The sequence below is a fragment of the Cobetia sp. genome (assembly GCF_983723665.1).
In genome coordinates, this window is the sequence record NZ_CFDJES010000008.1 from 1 (window position 1) to 20,114 (window position 20,114).

Here is a 20,114-nt window from a genome sequence, read left to right on the forward strand (position 1 = left end):
GGCACTTATCCCGAACCGCCCCTGTAGCCTTGCTGCAGGGGCGGTTCTCTTTGTGCGCAGGAAAAATCATAGGCGTGAAGGTCATGCGTGGGATAAGCCATGTGTGACATGTGTGGAAAGGCACGCATAGAGACGTCAGCAGATCCGCTGTGCAGAAAGAAGCTCAAAGGAAGCGCCCCTGTCACTGATGTGGCAGGGGCGTTTTTGCATTCTCGGCGCCTTGGTCGAGCGGGGTAAAGAAGTGATGCTCGGGGTAAAGAAGAGCAAAGCGGCTGTGGAAAACTCAAGATTCGTCAGTGCAGGAGCTACCCACACGAACTCGCGGCAGCTGCTTTCCCTCCCGTGTGCTGTTGGGTGACACGGGTCTCGGAGCCACTGGGCGGCATGCCATGAGCGCTCTCGATACGAGTCTTGCGAGAGCCGTCTGGTGCGCTTTTGAGCATGGCTCAGTCACGAAAAAAGCCCTGCCACACAGCGTGTGACAGGGCTTTGAGATGATGATCTTGCGCGATTGTCTTGTGCGATCAGTTTGCTCTATTTCAGCGACTACAGAGCAAGGCTTGGAGTGTGCTTCATGACTTGGCGAGCCAGAACCACCAGACAATGGCGGCGATCAGGCCGAGCCCTAGCAGATTGATGGCCATGCAGATCATGCTGACGCTCCTTGTGAGGTGGTGGCGGTATTCTCAGGGTTACTCGTTGCGGATCCAGCTGCACTCGGGGGCGTATAGCGACGCAGACGATTGGCATTGGTCACGACGGTGACCGAGGACAGGGACATGGCCAGTCCCGCGATGACCGGCGACAGCAACATGCCCGTGAAGGGGTAGAGGATGCCCGCGGCAATCGGGATGCCGATCAGGTTGTAGCCGAAGGCCCCCACCAGGTTCTGCTTGATGTTGCGCAGGGTGGCCTGGCTGATCGCGATCGCATCCGCGACCCCGCCCAGCGACGGCTGCATCAACGTGATACCGGCGGTCTCGATGGCGACGTCGGTACCTTCGCCCATCGCGAAGCCGACATCGGCCAGCGCCAGCGCCGGCGCATCATTGATGCCATCGCCGACCATGCCCACTACATGACCTTCCTGCTGCAGCCGCGCGATCTCGTCGTGCTTGTCATCCGGTGAGACGCCGGCACGGTAATCATCGATACCGGTCTCGCGCGCCACGGCCGCTGCCGTGTGAGGGTTGTCACCGGTCAGCATGATCACCTTGAGGCCGATGGCATGCAGGCGAGCGATGGCATCGCGGCTATCGTCACGTAGCGGATCGGCCAGGCCGAAGACGGCGAGCAATTCATCGTCGCGGGCCATCAGGATCAAGGTGCGCGCATTGTCTTCCAGCGCTGTGATCTGCTCGCTGAGAGGGGTCAGGCTGATGCCTGCCTCTTCCAGCATGGCAGCGTTGCCCATGCGCCAGGTGCGCCCTGCATCGTCCTGGGCCTGAATGCCGCGCCCGCTGATGGTCTGGTAGTCATGGAAGGCCTTGCTGCGCGAGGCATCGGGGCGTCTGGCTTCGATATGTGCCAGCAGTGCCGCGGCCAGCGGGTGCTCGGAGCCCCGCTCCAGTGCATATGCTGCATCCAGTACGGTTTCCTCGTCTTCCCCTTCGAGGAGCGAGACCTCGGTGACCTCCGGCTTGCCGCGCGTCAGGGTGCCGGTCTTGTCGACCACCAGTGCGGTCAAGCGACTGGCGGTCTGCAGTGCCTCACCGCTGCGTACCAGTACGCCATGTTCCGCCGCCTTGCCGACCCCGATCATGGTCGAGATCGGCGTCGCCAGGCCCAGCGCACACGGGCAGGCGATGACGAGTACCGCCGTCGCGACCACCAGCATATGCACGCCGGTCGGCGCAGGCCCGAAGTTGAACCACACCAGCGCCGCGACGATGGCGATGATCATCACGCTGGGCACGAATACGCCGGAAATGGTGTCAGCCAGCCGGCCGATCGGCGGGCGCGAATTCTGCGCCTGACGCACCTGGCTGATGATGCGTCCCAGGCGCGTCTCGCTACCGACTCGCTCGACTTCGAAGACCAGACTGCCACGCGTATTGAGCGTACCGGCGGCTACCTCGTCGCCGATACCGCGTGACACGGGCAGCGGCTCACCGCTGAGCATCGATTCATCGATGTGGCTCTGGCCCTCGATGACCCGGCCATCCACCGGGATGCGCTCACCGGGGCGAATGCGCACCTGGTCCCCGCTGCGGACCTCGTTGATATCGATCTCGCGCTCTTCCCCGTCGCGGATCACGCGGGCCGTGCGGGTCTGCAGATCCAGCAGCGCGCGCAGCGCCTGCTGAGTACGGCCCCGGGCGCGGACTTCCAGTGCCTGCCCCAGGCTGATCAAGCCGATGATCATGGTCGAGGCTTCAAAGTAGAGCCCGCGCGCCGCCGGGGGTACGCTGTCGGGAAACAGCAGCACGCCCATGGAGTAAAGCCATGCCGCCCCGGTACCGAGCGCCACCAACGTATCCATGTTGGCCTGATGGTGCGTGAAGGCCTTCCAGGCGCTGGTGAAGAAGCTGCGTCCTGCCGTGGCGAGCACGCCCAGCACGGCGACGCCGATAGCCAGCCACACCCCGCGCTCGAGCCCCTCGAAGCCGGGATGATGGAAGAACATGCTGATCATCAGGGGGATGCCGATGCCCAGTGACAGCACGCTGTCACGGACACGAGAGCGATATTCCTGATCGGCGTCCTCTTGCTGTTGCTGCTCACCGGCCTGCGCGTCTTCCACCAGGCTTGCCCCATAGCCGACGCCTTCGATGGCAGAGACGATCTCGTCGGGAGCGAGGCGGCTCGTGACCTGGGCGGTGCGCGAGGCGAAGTTGACCTGCGCCTGCTCCACTCCATCCAGGCCATCCAGTGCCTTCTGGATCGTCGCCACGCAGCTGGCGCAGGTGACGCCGGACAGTGAGAACTCGGCGCTTGCGCTATCGGCTGGCTGGCTCGCAGTCGCTGTCTTGTTTGCAACGACCGGCGTATCAGCAGCCGGCGCGACTTGAGCTTCCCCCTCCACGGTGGGGGCCTCAAGCGAATAGTCCGTCTCGAGGATGATTCTCTCGAGCAGCCCGCGCGGCAGACAGGTGTCCACGTCGAGAATGTCTTCTTTCGGCGTGCCAGTGACTTGCGCAGCCTCATCCCAGTGCTGGATGGCCTCGCGCAATCTGGCGACGCACTTCTGGCAGTGCATGCCGTACACCGACAGATCGTGATGGGCGCGTTCCGGCAGGGCTTCCTCCTTGAGGGGGTAGCCGCAGTCGTCCGCGACTTCCTGCAGTGCCGTGGATGACAGCTGACTGTGCATCAGCAACAGCTCTGCGTCAGGCGCGCCGAGCAACTCGGCCTGCGGGTCCTGCGCCTGCAGGGCACGACGAATCCTGCTGACACAGCCCTGACAATGGATGCCTGGCGCCTGCAGAAGGCGTGTCTCGGGAAGTGATGTGGTCATCATGATTGCCCCCCGTCGCGGCGTTTGGAAGTGGAAGCGGTGTCGGGCACGTCCTGTGGAAAGCCTTCGATCAGGCAGCACACGCTGTTGCCGTCCGGCACGCCATCCGGCAGGTCCTGCCAGCAATCCAGCGCGTGCTCCATGCGCTCTGCGAGGGCTTCCAGCTCACGAATGCGCTCGCGCACTCTCGGCAGGTGCTGTCGCAGCAGGTCACGCACCAGCGGGCACGGCGAGTCGTGCTGGTCCGCCTGCTCGAGAATCTGTTTGATGTCGGCAAGGCTGAAGCCCAGCTGGCGTGCCTGACTGATGAATTTGAGGCGTACCAGCGCCTGCTCATCGAAGCGCTGGTAGTTGTTGACGGGATCACGTCGGGCCGTGATCAGCCCCTGGCGCGTGTAATGGCGAACGGTTTCGGCGGTGACGCCCCCCGCGCGGGCCAGTTCGGCGACTTTCATTGCATCATCTCCTGGTGATCAAGAATGGCGGAGAGAGCATTCGGCTGCCCTGAAGGTCTGTCGGCAGCCAATGTTCCGTGACTGATCATCAGTGTAAGACTTATGTGTTGCACATAGGTCAAGCGAGCCGATACATACGAAAAAGCTGATGTTCGACCAATAGGCTAGAGGGGGGAGCAGAGGAGGCTGTCGTGTTTTAAACGCTGGAGACAAGGCACTAAATCGTCGTCAGGTCATGGGCTTAGCAGCACGTGACAGTGCAGACATGAATGAAAGTTCCCTGAATACTAGAAATCTCCCTATTCAAACAAACGTTCGCCCTTGACTTGAACGCACGACTCGCCCAAAACGTAGGTGACAGAGCTATGCATCAACGAATGATAACAACAACATGCGGCTCTCCAGCCACCTGCAATGGGACGCCATCCATAATGAAAAACAAGATGAACAAACTCACCCTCGGGGTCGCTCTGGCAGCGGCTGCCACGGCTTATGCCGGTGGCGTTCACGCGGGGGCCTTCCAGCTGAACGAGCAGAGTGTCAGTACCCAGGGCACCTCCTTCGCCGGGCGCGCCTCGAATGCCAATGATGCCTCCACCGTGTTCGGCAACCCGGCCGGCATGTCCTTCCTGGATCGTGCCCAGATCACCGGCGGTGTGACCTATCTGGACGTCAATACCGATATTGATGTCGCCAGCGCGAATGATGCACTCGGTCGGCCAGTCTCTGGCGGAGATGACGGTGACATGGTGCCGGGGGCGGCAGTGCCTTCCTTCTATTACGTGCAGCCGATGAATGACCGGGTAGCACTGGGCTTCGGGGTCTACGCACCCTTTGGTGTGATCACCGATTATGGTTCTGATTTCCGTGGCCGTTATTTCGCCAATTACAGTGAAGTCGAGGTGGTCACCGCCCAGCCGACCATCTCCTATCGCATCAATGACAAGTGGGCCATCGGCGCCGGTGTGACCTACAACAGTATCAAGGGTGAGTTGACGTCGAATACTGTCGATGTCGGCGCCGGCGATGGCAAGGTCAAGATCAAGGGCGACGATGCCGCCTGGGGCTACAACGTCGGGGTCATCTTCCAGCCGGTGGAAAGTACCCGTCTCGGTCTGTCCTATCGCTCCAAGGTGGATTACAGCCTGGATGGCGAGGCCAAGTACAACAATGTCTTCACTGGCGCGGGCTTCGCGAATACCGAGCAGGATGCGTCGCTGGACTTGACCCTGCCGGAAAGCATCGACTTCTCCGTGACGCACAAGCTGGATGATCGCTGGACGCTGATGGCGGGCGTGACCTGGGTGCACTGGAGCCGCTTCGACGAGATCGCGGTGGAAGTCGACAACACGAGCGACATCGTCGAGGAGCAGGGCTACGAGGACAGCTGGCAGTACGCGGTGGGCCTCAGCTATCAGCTCAATCCGCAGTGGGTGCTGCGTACCGGCATGGCCTTCGATGACAGCCCGACCGTGGATGAGCATCGCAGCGCGCGTATCCCGTCCGGTGATCGCACCATCTTCTCGCTGGGGGCCGGCTGGACGCCGATGCCGGAGCTGACCATCGACATGGCCTACACCTACCTGTGGGAAGAGACTGCCACCGTCAGCCTGAGCGAGCCCAACCGTGGCACCTATGAAGCCGATTACGAGAATGAAGCGCATGGCTTCGGTCTCGGCGCGACCTATCGCTTCTGAGCACGTAAGCGGCTGAAACGCTGAGCTGGTCTCGGGACAACCGATACAGCCGATACAAAAAACGCCCGGTCATATGACCGGGCGTTTTTTGTCGTCTCTGCCGGGTTCATCAGGCAAGGGCGGAACTATCGCCTCAGCGCGAGCATTGGCGAACCGTCACCAGCGTCTGACATGACGATCAGAAGTCATAACGCGCCAGGAACATCAGCTGGTCGCGGTCGGCGCTGTACTCGCTGCCGTCTGACAGGCGGCTGTTGTCGAAGCGATACTCGGTGGCCAGCGTCAGGTCCTTGACCCGCCAGGCCGCGCCCAGAATCTGATAGGCGTAGCGTGCTTCGCTGTCGGCGTCCTCCAGGTGATTCAAGCCACCGTAGAGCTCGACACTGTCATCGCCCCAGATGACCTCCTTGAACTTGTAGTTGACCACGAATTCCGCGCCGCGCGCCTTGTCGACGAAATCTTCCGAGGAGTCCAGGGTGCTGCCGGCGATGTGGTTGCGATACTCCCCGCCGACGAGGGCGATGTACCAGTTGCCCGGTGACCAGTGACCGCCGAGCAGCCAGGCATCGATATCGCCGTTCTCGCTGTTGCCGCTCTCGTAGTCGCTCAGCTCCGTATGGTGGAAGACGCCGCCCACCGTGAAGTCCTCGTTCGGGTGCCAGTTGAGCGCGGCTTCATAGCTGTAGTCACGCTCATACCCCGAATACTCGGTCTCGGTGGTGAAGACGCCATCCTCGAAGAGTGAGGTCTCGTTGCTGTGCTGGCCATCATGGCCGAGCTGGTAGAGCAGGCCGACAGTGACATCGTCGAAGCCCTTCTTCCAGTAGAGCGAGTTGTCCGGCCGCCCCGTGCCATGCAGGCCGCCGTCACCGCTGCGGCCTTCGAAGGTGCCGGACGCCTCGCCACCATTGATCCAGAACCAGTCGGTGTTGACGGCCACCATGTCGTACCAGGGGCCATACTGCTTGCCGACCGTGAAGCTGCCCCATTTCTCGTGGGCCGCTCCGGCATAGAGCATGCGCTTGTAGTGAGCATCGGTGCCGTCCTTGAACCAGGGATCGAAGCCCCATTCGGCGCGGATGATGGAGCTCCAGCCCTGCTCGAACTGATGCTCGTGGATCAGGCGCACCCGCGAGCCGCCGTTGTAGATCTCATCGTGTGCGCCATCCTGGATCACCGCAAACGCCGCCAGGCGGCCACTGAACTCGACGCGGTCGGTATCCGTCTTGTAGACCTCGATGGCCTGGGCCATGGGGCTCATGCTCAGCAGTCCCGTGCCGAGCAGGGCTGCGCCAATCGCGTGACGCAGTCGTGAGTGAGTGTGGAGGGGGATGCTGGCTGTTGTTGTAGGTTGCATCGTCATCCTGTGCATGTCTTTCCATCGGTGTGGGTCATGCCGGAGCATCCTGCTCCGGCCTCGGTCGGGTGCAAGCACCCGGTTGGCAGCCAATGTCGATTCGTGTGAGCGACTCGGCTGCCCTTGCCCGGGGCGAGGCCGAGCGCTCATCGCCACCCTTCAGACAGGCAGTGATGAGGCCCTGCGCCATTTCCCGGGCAAAGCGGGGTCTTGATGGGCGCCGCAGCGCCCATCAGGCATGTCGTCTTTTCAGGGTGTCAGTGGTGCGTCTGACCCAGGTCCGGGGCGAAGGCGGCCTGCATCAATTCACGCGTATAACGCTCACGGGGTGCCTCGAAGATGGCGTGGGTACTGCCGCTTTCCACCACCTCGCCTTCCTTCATCACGATGAGGTGGTCTGACAGCGCGCGGACTACCGCCAGGTCATGGCTGATGAACAGATAGGTCAGGCCGTGGCGCGCCTGCAGGTCGCGCAGCAGGTCGATGACCGTGACCTGTACCGAGCGGTCCAGCGCCGAAGTCGGCTCGTCCAGCAGCAGGAATTCCGGTTTGAGCACCAGGGCGCGGGCGATGGCGATGCGCTGGCGCTGACCGCCGGAGAACTCATGCGGATAGCGATTGCGCATGCCGGGGTCGAGGCTGACCTCGCTCAGGGCGTCGCAGACCCGCGCATCGCGCTGGGCGCGATTGAGCTCGGGGTGATGCACGCGCAGGCCTTCGCTGATGATCTCGCCCACGGTCAGGCGCGGCGACAGGGAGCCGAAGGGGTCCTGGAAGACGACCTGCATGCGCGAGCGCAAGGGGCGCATGCCCGACTTGTCCAGCGGCATGATATCGACACCATCGAAGCTGATCTGGCCCTGGCTCTTGAGCAGGCGCAGCAGGGCGCGCCCCAGCGTCGACTTGCCGGAGCCGGACTCGCCGACGATGCCGATGGTCTGGCCGCGTCGCACCTCGAGATCGATGCCGCGCACCGCCTCGAAGGCGACCTTGGGCCCGAACAGCGGACGCTTGATGGTGAAACTGACACGCACATCGCGCGCCGACAGCAGCACCGGTGCATCCGCGGCCACCGGCGCCTTCTCGCCGGCCGGTTCGGCATCGATCAGCATGCGGGTGTAGGCGTGCTGCGGGCTCTCGAAGACGTCGTGGGTGGCGCCGGTTTCCAGCAGCTCGCCGTGACGCATCACGCAGACGCGGTCCGCGAAGTGGCGCACGATGCTCAGGTCGTGGGTGATGAACAGGATCGCCATGCCGTAGCGCTGCTGCAGCGACTTGAGCAGCCGCAGGATCTGCGCCTGCACCGTGACATCCAGCGCGGTGGTCGGCTCATCGGCGATCAGCAGGTCCGGCTCGCAGGCCAGCGCGATGGCGATCATCACGCGCTGACGCTGGCCACCGGACAGCTCGTGGGGATAGCTGTCGATACGTCGCGCCGGCTCCGGGATGCCGACCTGCTCGAGCAGTTCCAGCGCCTTGTGGCGAGCCGCGCGGCCCTTGAGGTCACGATGCAGTGCCAGTACCTCGATGATCTGGCGCCCGATGCGGTGCAGCGGATTGAGCGAGGTCATCGGCTCCTGGAAGACGGTGGCGATGCGGTTGCCGCGCAGCTCGCGCATGCGCCGCGTCGAGGCACTCAGCAGGTCTTCGCCGCGCAGGCGGATGGCGCCCTTGATCTCGGCGAGTTCCGGCAGCAGGCGCAGAATGGCGGTGGACGTGACCGACTTGCCGGAGCCGGACTCGCCGACCAGCGCCAGCGTCTCGCCCTTGTTGAGAGTGAAGCTGACGCCCTTGACGGCGGGTACCGCGCCATCCGGCAGCTGGAAGTCGACCTTGAGGTCATTGATCTCCATCAGCGGCGGCGTGCCCGGCGCCTCGGCGGCCAGCCCCAGGCGAGTCAGGGTGTCGGCGCGCGCCTGGTCGGCGGCGTTGCGTGCTGGCGGCAGGCTGGAGGAGGTGCCGGAGGTAGAGGGTGAAGAAGTCATGATCAGCGCTCCGGTTCAGCGAGTCTTGGGGTCGAGGGCATCACGCAGCCCATCGCCGAGGAAGTTGAGGCAGAACAGGGTCGCGGCGAGGAAGGCCGAGGGCACCAGCAGCATCCAGGGGGCGGTCTCCATCATGTCCTTGCCTTCGGAGATCAACACGCCCCATGAGGTCAGCGGTTCCTGCACGCCGAGGCCGAGGAACGACAGGAAGCTTTCCAGCAGGATGACCTTGGGCACCGTCAGCGTGACGTAGACGATCACCGGCCCCAGCGCATTGGGAATCAGGTGGCGGGTGACTACCTGCAGGTCACGCACGCCGAGTGCATGCGCCGCCTCGACGAATTCACGCTTCTTGAGCGCCAGCACCTGGCCGCGCACGATGCGCGACATGTCCAGCCACTCCACCGCGCCGATGGCGGCGTAGATCAGGAAGATGTTGCGACCGAACACCACCATCAGCAGGATCACCAGGAACATGAACGGCAGCGAATACATGATGTCGACGAAGCGCATCATCAGGTTGTCGGTGCGTCCGCCGAAATAGCCGGAGACGGCGCCGTAGAGCACGCCGATCACCAGGCTGACGAAGGTGGCGACCAGCGCCACCGACAGCGAGATCTGGCCGCCATGCAGGGTGCGGGTCAGCAGGTCGCGGCCGTTGACGTCGGTGCCGAAGACGTGCCCGGAGGCCAGGTCCGGACCGGTGCCGATGGCGTTCCAGTCGACTTCATCGAGTTCGAAGGGCGTCAGCCATGGGCCGATCAGGCAGGCCAGCACGATGACGGCCATCACCACCAGGCTGCACATGGCAGCGCGGTTCTGCTTGAGACGACGCCAGGCGTCGCGGGTCAGGCTGTCGCCTGCCGGCGCGGCAGGGGGCTGGCCGTCGAAGGCGCTGGCACCGCCGGTGCCGTGGGGAGCGGGAGTTGTCTGTGACATGTCAGGGCCTCGGGTCAGTCGTCGTAGCGGATCTGCGGGTCGAGCATGCTGTAGAGCAGATCGACGATCAGGTTGAGCAGCAGGATCAAGGCGCCATAGAAGACCACCGTACCCATCACCAGGGTGTAGTCACGATTGAGCGCACCCTGCACGAAATAGCGCCCGATGCCGGGAATGCCGAAGATCTGCTCGATCACCACCGAGCCGGTGATGATGCCGGCGATGGCCGGGCCGAGATACGAGACCACCGGCAGCATCGCCGGTCGCAATGCATGGCGCAGAATCACCTTCCACTCGCTCAGCCCCTTGGCGCGGGCGGTGCGGATGTAGTGACTGCCGAGCACCTCGATCATGCTGGCGCGCATCATGCGGGCGATGTAGGCGATCTGCTGGATGGAGAGCGCCACCACCGGCAGCAGCAGGTTCTGCCAGGCGCCACCGTTCCAACCGCCGGCCGGCAACCAGCCGAGCAGCACGCCGAACACCAGCGCCAGCAGCGGGGCGATCACGAAATTGGGCACCGCGATCCCCGCCAGCGCAGTACTCATCACCACGTAATCCGCCGTCGAGTTGCGCCGGATGGCCGCGATCACCCCCAGCGGCACACCGATCAGCAGCGCGGCCAGAATCGCCCACATCCCCAGCTCCAGACTGGCCGGGAAGCCCTGGCTGATCAGCTCGCTGACATCGAAGTCCTTGTACTTGAAGGACGGACCGAGATCGCCCTGCACCAGATCGCCCAGATAGCGCAGATACTGCATCGGCAATGGCTCATCCAGGTGATAGGCCGCGCGCAGGTTCTGCTCGATTTCCGGGGGCAGGCGGCGCTCGCCATCGAAGGGGCCGCCCGGGGCGACCCGCATCAGGAAGAACGACAGGGTGATCACGATCAGCAGGGTGGGAATCGCCTGCAGCAACCGTTTGAGGGTGTAGCTCAGCATCCAGTGCTCCGTCCGGGCCGCTGCCCGGGTGTGTCGTTGTTATTGGTGACTGTCGTCTGTCAGTGCGAGGTATCGAGCTGCAGATAGCGACTCGGGTGCACGTCCAGCGCATTGGGCGCCCAGCCGCTGATGGCGGGGTCGACCAGGCTGGAGGTGACATAGTCGTAGAGCGGCAGCACCACATCGTTGTCGAGCAGATACTGCTCGGCATCGTGGAGCTGGCGCTGGCGGGTGCCGACGTCTCCTTCACGCGCCGCCGCCTCGATCAGCGCATCGTAGGTCGGTGAGCTGAGCCCGGGCGCGTTGGAGGTGTTGTCGCTGCTGAAGGCGTTCAGGAAGTCGTAGGCATCGGCGATGGTGGCGATCATGCCGTAACGGCCGACCTCGAAATCGCCCAGCGCCAGATCGCGGTAATGCACCGCGGCCTCGGTGTTGGTCAGCGTCACCTTCACGCCCAGCGGTTTCCACATCGCCCCCAGGGCCACGGCGATCTTCTTGTGGTCTTCCAGGGTGTTGTAGCGCAGGGTCAGCTCAAGCGGGGTATCCGGGCCGTAGCCCGCGTCGGCCATCAGCTCACGCGCCTTCGCCATGCGCCTGTCCATCGACCAGTCAGCGAAGTCGAAGCGCGCGCCCTGATGCTCACCCAATGCCTTCGGCACGAAGTGCCAGGAGGGAATCTGGCCCATGCCGAGAATGCGCTCGGTGATCACCTCACGGCGCGTGGCCAGATTCAGCGCGCGACGAATGCGCTGGTCGGCCACCGGCGAGCCCTCGCGCAGATTGAAGACATAGAAGTACTCGCCGAGGATCGGGTAGGTCTGCAGGGCAGCGGCCAGATTGTCCTGGATCCAGGCGTAATGGCTGGCGGGCACACCGTAGGCGATCTCGACCTCGCCGGCGCGGAAGCGATTGAGCGCGGCATGACTCTCTTCGATGGGCAGGTAGACCACCTCATCGAGCGCGACCGTGTCCGCCGCGTGATAGCGCGGATTGGGCGTCAGGCGAATCTCGGCCTGGGGCGACCAGGTCTTGAGCACGAAGGCACCCGAGGTGGCCATGTTGGCCGGCCGCGTCCAGTCAGCGCCCTTGGCCGCGATCACATGGCGTGGCAGCGGGGCGGCTTCGCTCATCGCCAGCGTCTGCTCCAGCGTCGCCGAAGGGTGGCTGAGAGTGATGGTGAGCGTCTGCGCATCGGGCGCGGCCACGCCGAGTTGCTCCGGCGCCAGCGCACCGGTATTCACCGCTCGGGCATTGACGATCGGGTAGTAGAGCGTGGCGTTGTGGGCCGCGGTGGCGGGTGTCAGCAGGCGGCGCAGCGCGAAGACGGCATCCTCGGCGGTCAGCGGCGTGCCGTCTGACCATTCGAGCCCCTCGCGCAGATGAAAGGTCCAGCTCAGCCCATCGGCGGACGACTCCCAGCGCTCTGCCAGCCCGGGAATCAGCTCGCCATTGGCGGAGTAGGCGATCAGCGGCTCGAACAGATCACGCGTGATGCGTGTCTCCCAGGTGCCGTTGGTCTGTTGCGGGTCCAGCGAGCCGGGCTCGGCGCCATTGGCGATACGCAGGATCTGCTCGCTCTGGCTCGTGGATTCTGCTGCCATGGCGCTGCCGGAAGCGCCGAGGGAGAGGGGGAGAACGGACAGCAGCAGGCCTGCGCTGAGGCTTGCCGCGCATTGCATCGGTGAGGTGGGGGACATGCATGAACTCCTTGTCACGCCCGTGGGGCGCGACGTCATCTTCTGGTGCCATCCTTGGCAGATGCCACGCTCCTGCCCTGCCAGGCACGAGCGTGGACCCATGACGATCTAGAGAGCGGCGAGCCGGGTCAGAGGCTCACAGGGCTCGCCTCACTCGGAGAACGAGACCCAGCGCGAGCGGTGGGTATCCTCGATGTTGTTCTTCCAGCCGCTGAGCCTGGGGTTCACCAGATTGCGCGACACGTAGTAGTAGATCGGCAGCACGGCGTAGTCATCCAGCGCCTTGCGCTCGGCGTCCTGCATCAGTGCCTCGCGATCCTTCATGTCGAGCGTATTGGCGGCCTTCTGCATGTCGTCATCCAGCGCCTTGTTGGAATAGGCGCCGTAATTGTTGGGCACGCCGCTTTCCAGCAGGTTGAGGAAGTTCTGGGCGTCGTTGTAGTCGCCGATCCAGCCGGCGCGGCCGACATCGAACTTGCCCTGGCGCATGTCCTCGTAGTGCACCGCGACCTCGGCGTTCAGCAGATTGACCTTCACGCCCAGCGGCTTCCACATCGCGGCGGCGGCGATGGCCACCTTCTTGTGGTCTTCGCTGGTGTTGTAGCGCAGGGTCAGCTCCAGCGGATTGTCCGGGCCATAACCGGCGTCTTCCATCAGAGACCTGGCCTTCTGCATGCGCTCATCCATCGACATGTCCTTGAAGGCCATCTCCTGGATGTCGTAGTGGTTCACCCCGGTGGGCACGAAGCTGTAGGCCGGCACTTCGCCGGTACCGAGAATCTTGTCGGTGATGATGTTGCGGCGGATGGAGAGGTTGAGCGCCTCGCGCACGCGCGGGTCTGCCGTGGCATGACCATCGCGCGAGTTGAGCACGTAGTAGTAGATGCCCAGGTAGGGCGCGACGTGGGTGGCGTCCGGCAGGTTGTCCTTCAGCCAGCCGTATTGCTGGGTCGGGAATTCGCGCGCGATGTCGATCTCGCCGGCGCGGAAGCGCTTCAGGGCGCTGTTGCGCTCCTCGATGGGGTAGTAGATCACCTCATCCAGCGCGACCTCCCTGGCATCGTGGAACTCAGGATTCTTGAGCGCGACGATGCGGGTCTGCGGCTGCCACTCGCTCAGCTCGAAGGCACCGTTGGAGACCATCTTGCCGGGGTCGGTCCAGTCTTTGCCGTACTTCTCCACCACATGTTTCGGCAGCGGGTAGGCGGTGTAGTGCGACAGCTGATCCAGGAAGTAGGGCGTCGGGCGCTCGAGGGTGATCTCGAGGGTGTGATCATCCACGGCACGCACGCCGAGGGTGTCCGGCTCGGCCTCGCCGCTGTTGATGGCCTTGGCGTTCTTGATCGGATACAGGATGTAGGCGTAATCCGAGGCATTTTCCGGCGTCATGATGCGCTTGAGCGCGTACACGAAGTCCTCGGCGGTCACCGGCTCACCGTCTGACCACTTGCCGTCCTCGCGCAGCGTGAAGGTGTAGGTCTTGCCATCGTCGGAAATCTGCCACGACTCGGCCGCGCCGGGGATGCGCTCGCCATCGGCGGCTTCGGTGACCAGGCCCTCGAAGAGGTCGCCCACCACGTCATTTTCCCAGGTGCCGGAGATCTGCTGCGGGTCCAGCGAGGCCGGTTCACCCATGATCGCCAGCTTGAGCGTGTCGGCCATGATGCCCTGGGAGGCAACGATGCCCCCGGCCAGCAGCAGAGAACCTGCCAGGCGTTTGAGCGCGAAGCGTCCGGGGAGCACCGGGGTGTGAGAGGGGGAGTACAGTCGTGCCATGATAGGGAGGCTCGCTATTGTTGTTAGGGGTAATACGAGTGTCGCCTTCTACCATCGAATCTTTTCCTGCCCGCTGTCCATGTTAAAAAATGGATGGCTTATGCATGCATTCGATAAACGTCATGCAAGGCGTGGAAACTCGGGCCATTCGGGGCTGACGGGCCTTTGAATCACTTTGGTCGTATTCGTCGCCTGCCCGCTGATGGGCGGCATGCCTGGCAGCCGAGAGCCGCCGCTTGCCCGCTGGCCACGGATGATGGGCCGGGCATGGTCGCCACGCCGGGAAATGGCTACAATATCGGGCTTTGCGCGCTGTCGATCTGCACATGCACCCTCGGGTGGCATGTGGCGGAGCCCGTCGCTTGCGACAGGATCGCCGCGCACCCATTCACGCATCATCGCCTCAAGACAGGACGACCATGCAAGAGATCAATCCGATCACCAACCTCATCAAGGACCTGTCCGAAAGGGCAGAAGTCCTGAGGGGGTACCTTTGACTATGCCGAAAAGCAGGATCGGCTAGAGGAAGTCACTCGCGAGCTCGAGAATCCGGATGTCTGGAATGACCCGGACTACGCGCAGAAGCTCGGCAAGGAACGTGCGTCGCTGGAGCTGGTCGTCAAGACCCTCGACGACATGAGCAACGGTCTGTCCGACTGCTCCGACCTGCTGGAAATGGCGGTCGAGGAAGAGGACGAAGGCACCGTGGACGAAGTCGTCCGCGAGCTGGACCAGCTCAAGGCCAGTCTCGAGAAGCTCGAGTTCCGCCGCATGTTCTCGGGTGAGATGGACGCCAACAACGCCTACCTCGACATCCAGGCAGGCTCCGGCGGTACCGAAGCGCAGGATTGGGGCAACATGTTGCTGCGCATGTACCTGCGCTGGGCCGAGCATCACGGTTTCAAGACCGAGATCGTCGAGGCGAGCGCCGGTGAAGTCGCCGGTATCAAGTCCGCGACCATCCACGTCGAGGGCGATTACGCCTTCGGTTGGCTGCGCACCGAACTTGGCGTGCACCGTCTGGTCCGCAAGAGTCCCTTCGACTCCGGCGGCCGTCGTCACACCTCGTTCGCGTCCGTGTTCGTGTCGCCGGAAATCGATGACAACATCGAGATCGACATCAACCCGGCCGACCTGCGCACCGATACCTATCGCTCCTCCGGCGCCGGTGGTCAGCACGTCAACACCACCGATTCCGCGGTACGTATCACCCACGTGCCGACAGGCATCGTGGCGGCCTGCCAGACCGAGCGAAGCCAGCACTCCAACCGTGACCGCGCCATGAAGATGCTGAAGGCGCGTATCTACGAAGCCGAGATGCAGAAGCGCAACGCCGCCAAGCAGGAACTCGAGGACTCCAAGTCCGATATCGGCTGGGGCAGCCAGATCCGCTCCTACGTCCTCGATGACCAGCGCATCAAGGACCTGCGGACCAGCGTCCAGTCGAGCAACTGTGACAAGGTGCTCGACGGCGACCTCGATGACTTCATCGTCGCCAGCCTCAAGATGGGGCTCTGAGCGCGAGTACCCTCGCGGCCCAGCGCCTATTCGCCTCCGCCGGTATCGCCGGCGGAGGCCACGAATCCCCGTATCGCGGTCAGCCCTGATGGTCACAATCGTCAGGCTGACCATGATCTGTCGTGGCCCAGGCCATGACCCTTTGACACGAGACAGGCCCCTCCATGTCGACAGAGCAGACCCCCGCCATTGATGAGCAGCAGGCCGCCGAACAGGCTCAGGAAGAGAACCGCCTGATCGCCGAACGTCGCGCCAAGCTGAACGCCCGCCGCGAGCAGGCCGCCGCCGAAGGCAAGAGTGCCTTCCCGAATGATTTCCGTCGTGACAGCCTCGCCGCTGACCTGATGGAAGAGCTGGGCGAGAAGGACAAGGCCGAGCTGGAGACGCTGGACCGCAAGGCCGCCGTCGCCGGGCGTATCATGCGCAAACGTGGCCCCTTCATCGTGCTGCAGGAAGTCTCCGGCCAGATTCAGCTCTACGTCGACAAGAAGGGCCTGCCGGAAGCGCTGCTCGAGGACATCAAGAGCTGGGATATCGGTGACATCGTCGGTGCCAGTGGTCCGGTGCACAAATCCGGCAAGGGCGATCTGTACGTCATGATCGAAAGCGCCCAGCTGATGACCAAGAACCTGCGCCCGCTGCCGGACAAGTTCCACGGTCTGTCCGATCAGGAAATGCGCTATCGCCAGCGTTATGTCGACCTGATCATGAACGAGCAGTCACGCCGCACCTTCGCGCTGCGTGCCGGCATCGTCGCCTCCATCCGTCGCTTCCTCAGCGAGCGCGGCTTCATGGAAGTCGAGACGCCGATGCTGCAGCAGATTCCGGGTGGCGCGACCGCGCGTCCGTTCATCACGCACCACAATGCGCTGGACATGGAAATGTACCTGCGCATCGCGCCGGAGCTGTACCTCAAGCGTCTGGTGGTGGGTGGCTTCGAGCGCGTGTTCGAGATCAACCGCAACTTCCGCAACGAAGGGCTGTCGACGCGTCACAACCCCGAGTTCACCATGCTCGAGTTCTACTGGGCCTACGCGGACTACCGTGACCTGATCGCGCTCACCGAAGACATGATCCGCACCGCGGCCCAGGAAGTGCTCGGCACCACGCAGATCACCTGTCAGGGCAGCGAGTACGACCTGAGCCAGCCGTTCATCCAGATGACCATGCGCGAGTCGATCATCAAGTACGGCGATGGCATCACCGAAGCCGACCTGGCCGATTACGACGCCGCGCGCGCCACGGCGGAGCGTCTCGGTATCCAGGTCAAGCCGATCTGGGGTCTGGGCAAGCTCGAGACCGAGATCTTCGAGGAAGTCGCCGAGCACCGTCTCGACCAGCCGACCTTCATCACCGAATATCCGGCCGAAGTCAGCCCGCTGGCGCGTCGCAACGATGCCAACCCGCACGTGACCGATCGCTTCGAGTTCTTCGTCGGTGGCCGCGAGATCGCCAATGGCTTCTCGGAGCTCAACGACGCCGAAGATCAGGCCGAGCGCTTCCAGGCCCAGGTGGCCGAGAAGGACGCCGGTGATGATGAGGCCATGTTCTACGACGCCGACTACGTGCGCGCGCTGGAATACGGCATGCCGCCGACCGCCGGTGAAGGCATCGGCATCGACCGTCTGGTGATGCTGCTGACCGACAGCGCCTCCATCCGCGACGTGCTGCTGTTCCCGGCCATGCGTCCGCAGCAGGGCTGAGCAGTCGGCCGCCAGCCCATCCCCATGGCGCATCATGACGCGCCATCGTGACGGGCCACGCTGAGGGCACCCGCAACGCCTCCGATCCCTGACGGGGGCGTTGTGGTCTCTGCCTCACACGAATGACTGACGACGAATGCCTCGCGGGGCATGATCGGTGCCGATGAGGCAAGGTGGCGCTTGGCTTTGTTGCCCGCGAGCGGCCATAATGGTCGGCGTCCAGTCTGCTGGCGCCCTGGCACTGCCAGGGTAACGCGCTGGACGCCTCGAGGCTCACCCGCATCGCGTGCCTGCTTTATGAGCGGCGCTGCCATCCACGGTGTGTCCTGTCTCGGAATTGTCCCTGAATGTCCTGGAGAGTGCAGAATGAAGCTGCTTAACCGTTCCGCCCTGAGCGTCAAGCCGACCCAGGCGTTTGTCGACTGGATCAACTCGCTGGAATCCGAAGGCGAGGGAGGCGAGGATCTGGCGCTGGAGGATGTCAATCAGGAGAGCACCGTCTACCTGATTCCCGAGATGGACACGCGTGAGGCGCTGGATGGCTTCGTCTCCGAGCGCTGGCTGGACGTGCTGGAAAGCGAGCTGCGCGCCTGGGAAGAAGATACCCGTCATTGGCCGGAGCCGATGGACAAGGCACTCTTCGAGCGCTTCCTGACTGTCGAGCACAGCTATCTGGCGGTCGACCTGGACGACGAGGCACCGCTGGAAGTCAGCGAAGTCGATGACGAGCTGCTGGCCGATCTGGACTGAATCTCCGGTGTGATCGCGCCGATTGCCAGACGCGTGATGAACGCCGTCGCCGTACTTTCCGCAAGAGCCGCCAGCAAGCGCCGTCAGCAATGACTGTCAGTGATGGCGACAGACGCTACAATGGCCTCGGGCAAAATGCCCGAGGCCATTTGCGTTGTGGCGATCGCATCGTCACCCTCATTTTTCCGCATGTCCGTCGTGCGGCTTCCCCCCTTCAAGGAGATTGCGCATGAGCATCCAGACCCAGATAGACACCAAGCTCGCGACGCTTGACCCGTTGATGGTCGAAGTCGTCAACGAGAGCCATATGCATAGCGTGCCGGCCAACTCCGAGACCCACTTTAAGGTCACGCTGGTCAGCGATCGCTTCAGCGGCCTGTCGCGGGTCAAGCGTCACCAGCAGCTGTATGCCTTGCTCAGCGAAGAGCTGGATGGCCCGGTGCACGCACTGGCGCTGCACCTGTACACCGCGCAGGAGTGGGCGGCACGCGGCGGCGAGATTCCGGATTCCCCCAACTGTCTGGGCGGCGGCAAGCACTGACCATGACCCCTGAACCGCAACGCCTGCAATATCTGGACGCGATGGGACTGACCGCCTGGGTCGGTCGCTATCAGCTGCCCAATGCCTTGCCCACCCAGGCGTGTGACTGGCCCGAGCCGCAAGCGGCGGAGGCGGTCGCGCCTCAGGCGCGCCTGCACGCGCTGATCGATGAGACGCCGCGTCCGCCTGCTGCCCACCAGACGGCGGATGCCAGCCATGGCTCCTCCACTCAGGCTGGCGGCATGGCCGGCAGCGCGACGCCACGCCCGCCAGGGCCTTCTCCGGCCTCGAGTGCACGCGCCTTGCTGGGCATGGCGCCGGCGGCGGTCGAAGCCCCCGCTGCGGCTGCCTCGCCGACGCCCGGCGCTGCCGAGACCAGCAGCACGGCCTCTTGGGGGACGCCGCCGACGCAGGTCTCGGCCGAGGCACCGGCAGCAGATGAGGCAGTGACGCCGCCAGCAGCAGACAAGCCGCCACTGCGCTTCAGCGTTCAGCTGGCGGCGCTGGAAGGGCGCTGGTTGATCATGCTGCCCGGTGACGAGGCACCGCATCTGGAAGGGGAAGCCTTGCTCAAGGCGTTGTGGCGCGCCGCCGGTATCGAGGCGGCATCAGGGCTTTCCTTCAGCCATTTCCGCTGGCCGTTGTTGCCCAACCTCAAGGCCAGTGCGCCACTCGAGGAAGCCCGCGAAGGATTGCATGCCTTCCTGAGTGGCCCGGCGCGTCGTGGTTGGCAGCCGGAGCGGCTGTTGATCTTCGGCAGCGATGAGGCCAGCGAGACGCTGCGCGAGGTGCTCGGTATCACCGCTTCCCAGCGCGGCGAGGCGACCTCCAGTCTGCTGAGCCTGCCGGTCTGGCAGGGACCGGCGCTGTCGGCGCTGGCGCGCTCCAGTGACGCCAAGCGCAAACTGTGGCCGCTGTTGATCCGCTGGGGGCGCGAGTGGCAGTCGGCATCGCCGCAGACGGACGCCTCATGAGCGAGTCAGCTGCCCGGCGCCTCGAGCTGCGTGAGCTGGCCGATGATCAAGCGACTCTGCTGGCGCTTGAGGCCATCGAGGCCAGCCAGGCACATGGCCTGAGCCAGTCACAGCTGATCGAGGTGCTCAACGATGACGCGCGCTGCGTGCTGGGCGCCTGGTGGCAGGCCTGTGAATCGTCGGGCGGTGAGGCGTCGACTGCAGAACTGATCGGCTTCGTGGTGCTGGCGCGCGGGCCCTTCGAGGCCGAGATCGAGGCGATCACCGTGCACGCCGCGCAGCGCGGGCAGGGCGTCGGTGCACGCCTTTTGGCCGCCGCCATCG

15 protein-coding genes are annotated in these 20,114 nt (G+C 64.0%); 7 read left to right on the top strand and 8 right to left on the bottom strand.

Annotated elements, in window-relative coordinates; translation table 11 throughout:
• Positions 1–649: 649 nt before the first annotated feature.
• The gene (locus AC4FAH_RS01840; RefSeq protein WP_286782323.1) at positions 650–3,460 is read right to left on the bottom strand and encodes a heavy metal translocating P-type ATPase; all 2,811 of its coding nucleotides are present in this window, start codon (positions 3,458–3,460) and stop codon (positions 650–652) included.
• Complete coding sequence (locus AC4FAH_RS01845; RefSeq protein ID WP_213113556.1) at positions 3,457–3,912, bottom strand: MerR family DNA-binding protein; 456 nt, start codon at positions 3,910–3,912, stop codon at positions 3,457–3,459. The genes AC4FAH_RS01840 and AC4FAH_RS01845 overlap by 4 nt, the downstream gene beginning before the upstream one ends.
• A 443-nt stretch (positions 3,913–4,355) precedes the next feature.
• Here AC4FAH_RS01845 and AC4FAH_RS01850 point away from each other — a divergent pair, with 443 nt between their 5' ends.
• Entirely contained in the window at positions 4,356–5,609 is a 1,254-nt protein-coding gene (locus AC4FAH_RS01850) for an OmpP1/FadL family transporter (RefSeq protein ID WP_490245585.1), read from the top strand.
• Positions 5,610–5,787: 178 nt separating this feature from the next.
• Here the strand turns inward: AC4FAH_RS01850 and AC4FAH_RS01855 are convergent, their stop codons facing one another.
• The 6 genes from AC4FAH_RS01855 to AC4FAH_RS01880 form a co-directional block, all read right to left on the bottom strand.
• Positions 5,788–6,870 (bottom strand): porin, encoded by a 1,083-nt coding sequence (locus AC4FAH_RS01855; RefSeq protein WP_225347365.1) that lies wholly within the window; start codon positions 6,868–6,870, stop codon positions 5,788–5,790.
• A gap of 353 nt (positions 6,871–7,223) precedes the next feature.
• On the bottom strand, positions 7,224–8,819 hold the full coding sequence (locus AC4FAH_RS01860; protein ID WP_225348186.1) for an ABC transporter ATP-binding protein: 1,596 nt from the start codon (positions 8,817–8,819) through the stop codon (positions 7,224–7,226).
• A gap of 147 nt (positions 8,820–8,966) precedes the next feature.
• Complete coding sequence (locus AC4FAH_RS01865; RefSeq protein ID WP_107335886.1) at positions 8,967–9,890, bottom strand: ABC transporter permease; 924 nt, start codon at positions 9,888–9,890, stop codon at positions 8,967–8,969.
• A 14-nt stretch (positions 9,891–9,904) separates the two neighbouring features.
• Positions 9,905–10,831 carry an oligopeptide ABC transporter permease OppB gene (gene oppB / locus AC4FAH_RS01870; protein ID WP_043337152.1) on the bottom strand — a complete coding sequence of 309 codons (927 nt, stop codon included), beginning with the start codon at positions 10,829–10,831 and terminating at the stop codon, positions 9,905–9,907.
• A 59-nt stretch (positions 10,832–10,890) separates the two neighbouring features.
• Positions 10,891–12,528 (bottom strand): peptide ABC transporter substrate-binding protein, encoded by a 1,638-nt coding sequence (locus AC4FAH_RS01875; protein WP_288988856.1) that lies wholly within the window; start codon positions 12,526–12,528, stop codon positions 10,891–10,893.
• Positions 12,529–12,678: 150 nt separating this feature from the next.
• Positions 12,679–14,304, bottom strand: a complete 1,626-nt coding sequence (locus AC4FAH_RS01880) for a peptide ABC transporter substrate-binding protein (RefSeq protein WP_490245586.1) — start codon at positions 14,302–14,304, stop codon at positions 12,679–12,681.
• A gap of 419 nt (positions 14,305–14,723) precedes the next feature.
• Between AC4FAH_RS01880 and prfB the strand changes: the two genes are divergently transcribed.
• From prfB to AC4FAH_RS01910, 6 genes are all read left to right on the top strand, one after another.
• Positions 14,724–15,822 (top strand): peptide chain release factor 2 gene (gene prfB / locus AC4FAH_RS01885; protein WP_107335890.1). Its coding sequence is split into 2 segments (ribosomal slippage): positions 14,724–14,798 and positions 14,800–15,822, totalling 1,098 coding nucleotides; the frame shifts between segments, so codons are not numbered across the junction.
• 164 nt (positions 15,823–15,986) lie between these two features.
• Positions 15,987–17,525, top strand: coding sequence for a lysine--tRNA ligase (lysS, locus tag AC4FAH_RS01890; protein ID WP_043336301.1), 1,539 nt, complete (start codon positions 15,987–15,989; stop codon positions 17,523–17,525).
• 366 nt (positions 17,526–17,891) lie between these two features.
• Positions 17,892–18,275: a hypothetical protein gene (locus AC4FAH_RS01895; RefSeq protein WP_043336300.1), complete on the top strand. Its 384-nt coding sequence runs from the start codon at positions 17,892–17,894 to the stop codon at positions 18,273–18,275.
• Between the two features lie 229 nt (positions 18,276–18,504).
• Complete coding sequence (locus tag AC4FAH_RS01900; protein ID WP_043336297.1) at positions 18,505–18,816, top strand: BolA family protein; 312 nt, start codon at positions 18,505–18,507, stop codon at positions 18,814–18,816.
• 2 nt (positions 18,817–18,818) lie between these two features.
• The gene (locus tag AC4FAH_RS01905; RefSeq protein ID WP_225347362.1) at positions 18,819–19,790 is read left to right on the top strand and encodes a hypothetical protein; all 972 of its coding nucleotides are present in this window, start codon (positions 18,819–18,821) and stop codon (positions 19,788–19,790) included.
• Positions 19,787–20,114: GNAT family N-acetyltransferase (locus AC4FAH_RS01910; RefSeq protein ID WP_490245587.1), on the top strand; the 328-nt coding region annotated here is incomplete at its 3' end. The genes AC4FAH_RS01905 and AC4FAH_RS01910, both read left to right, overlap by 4 nt.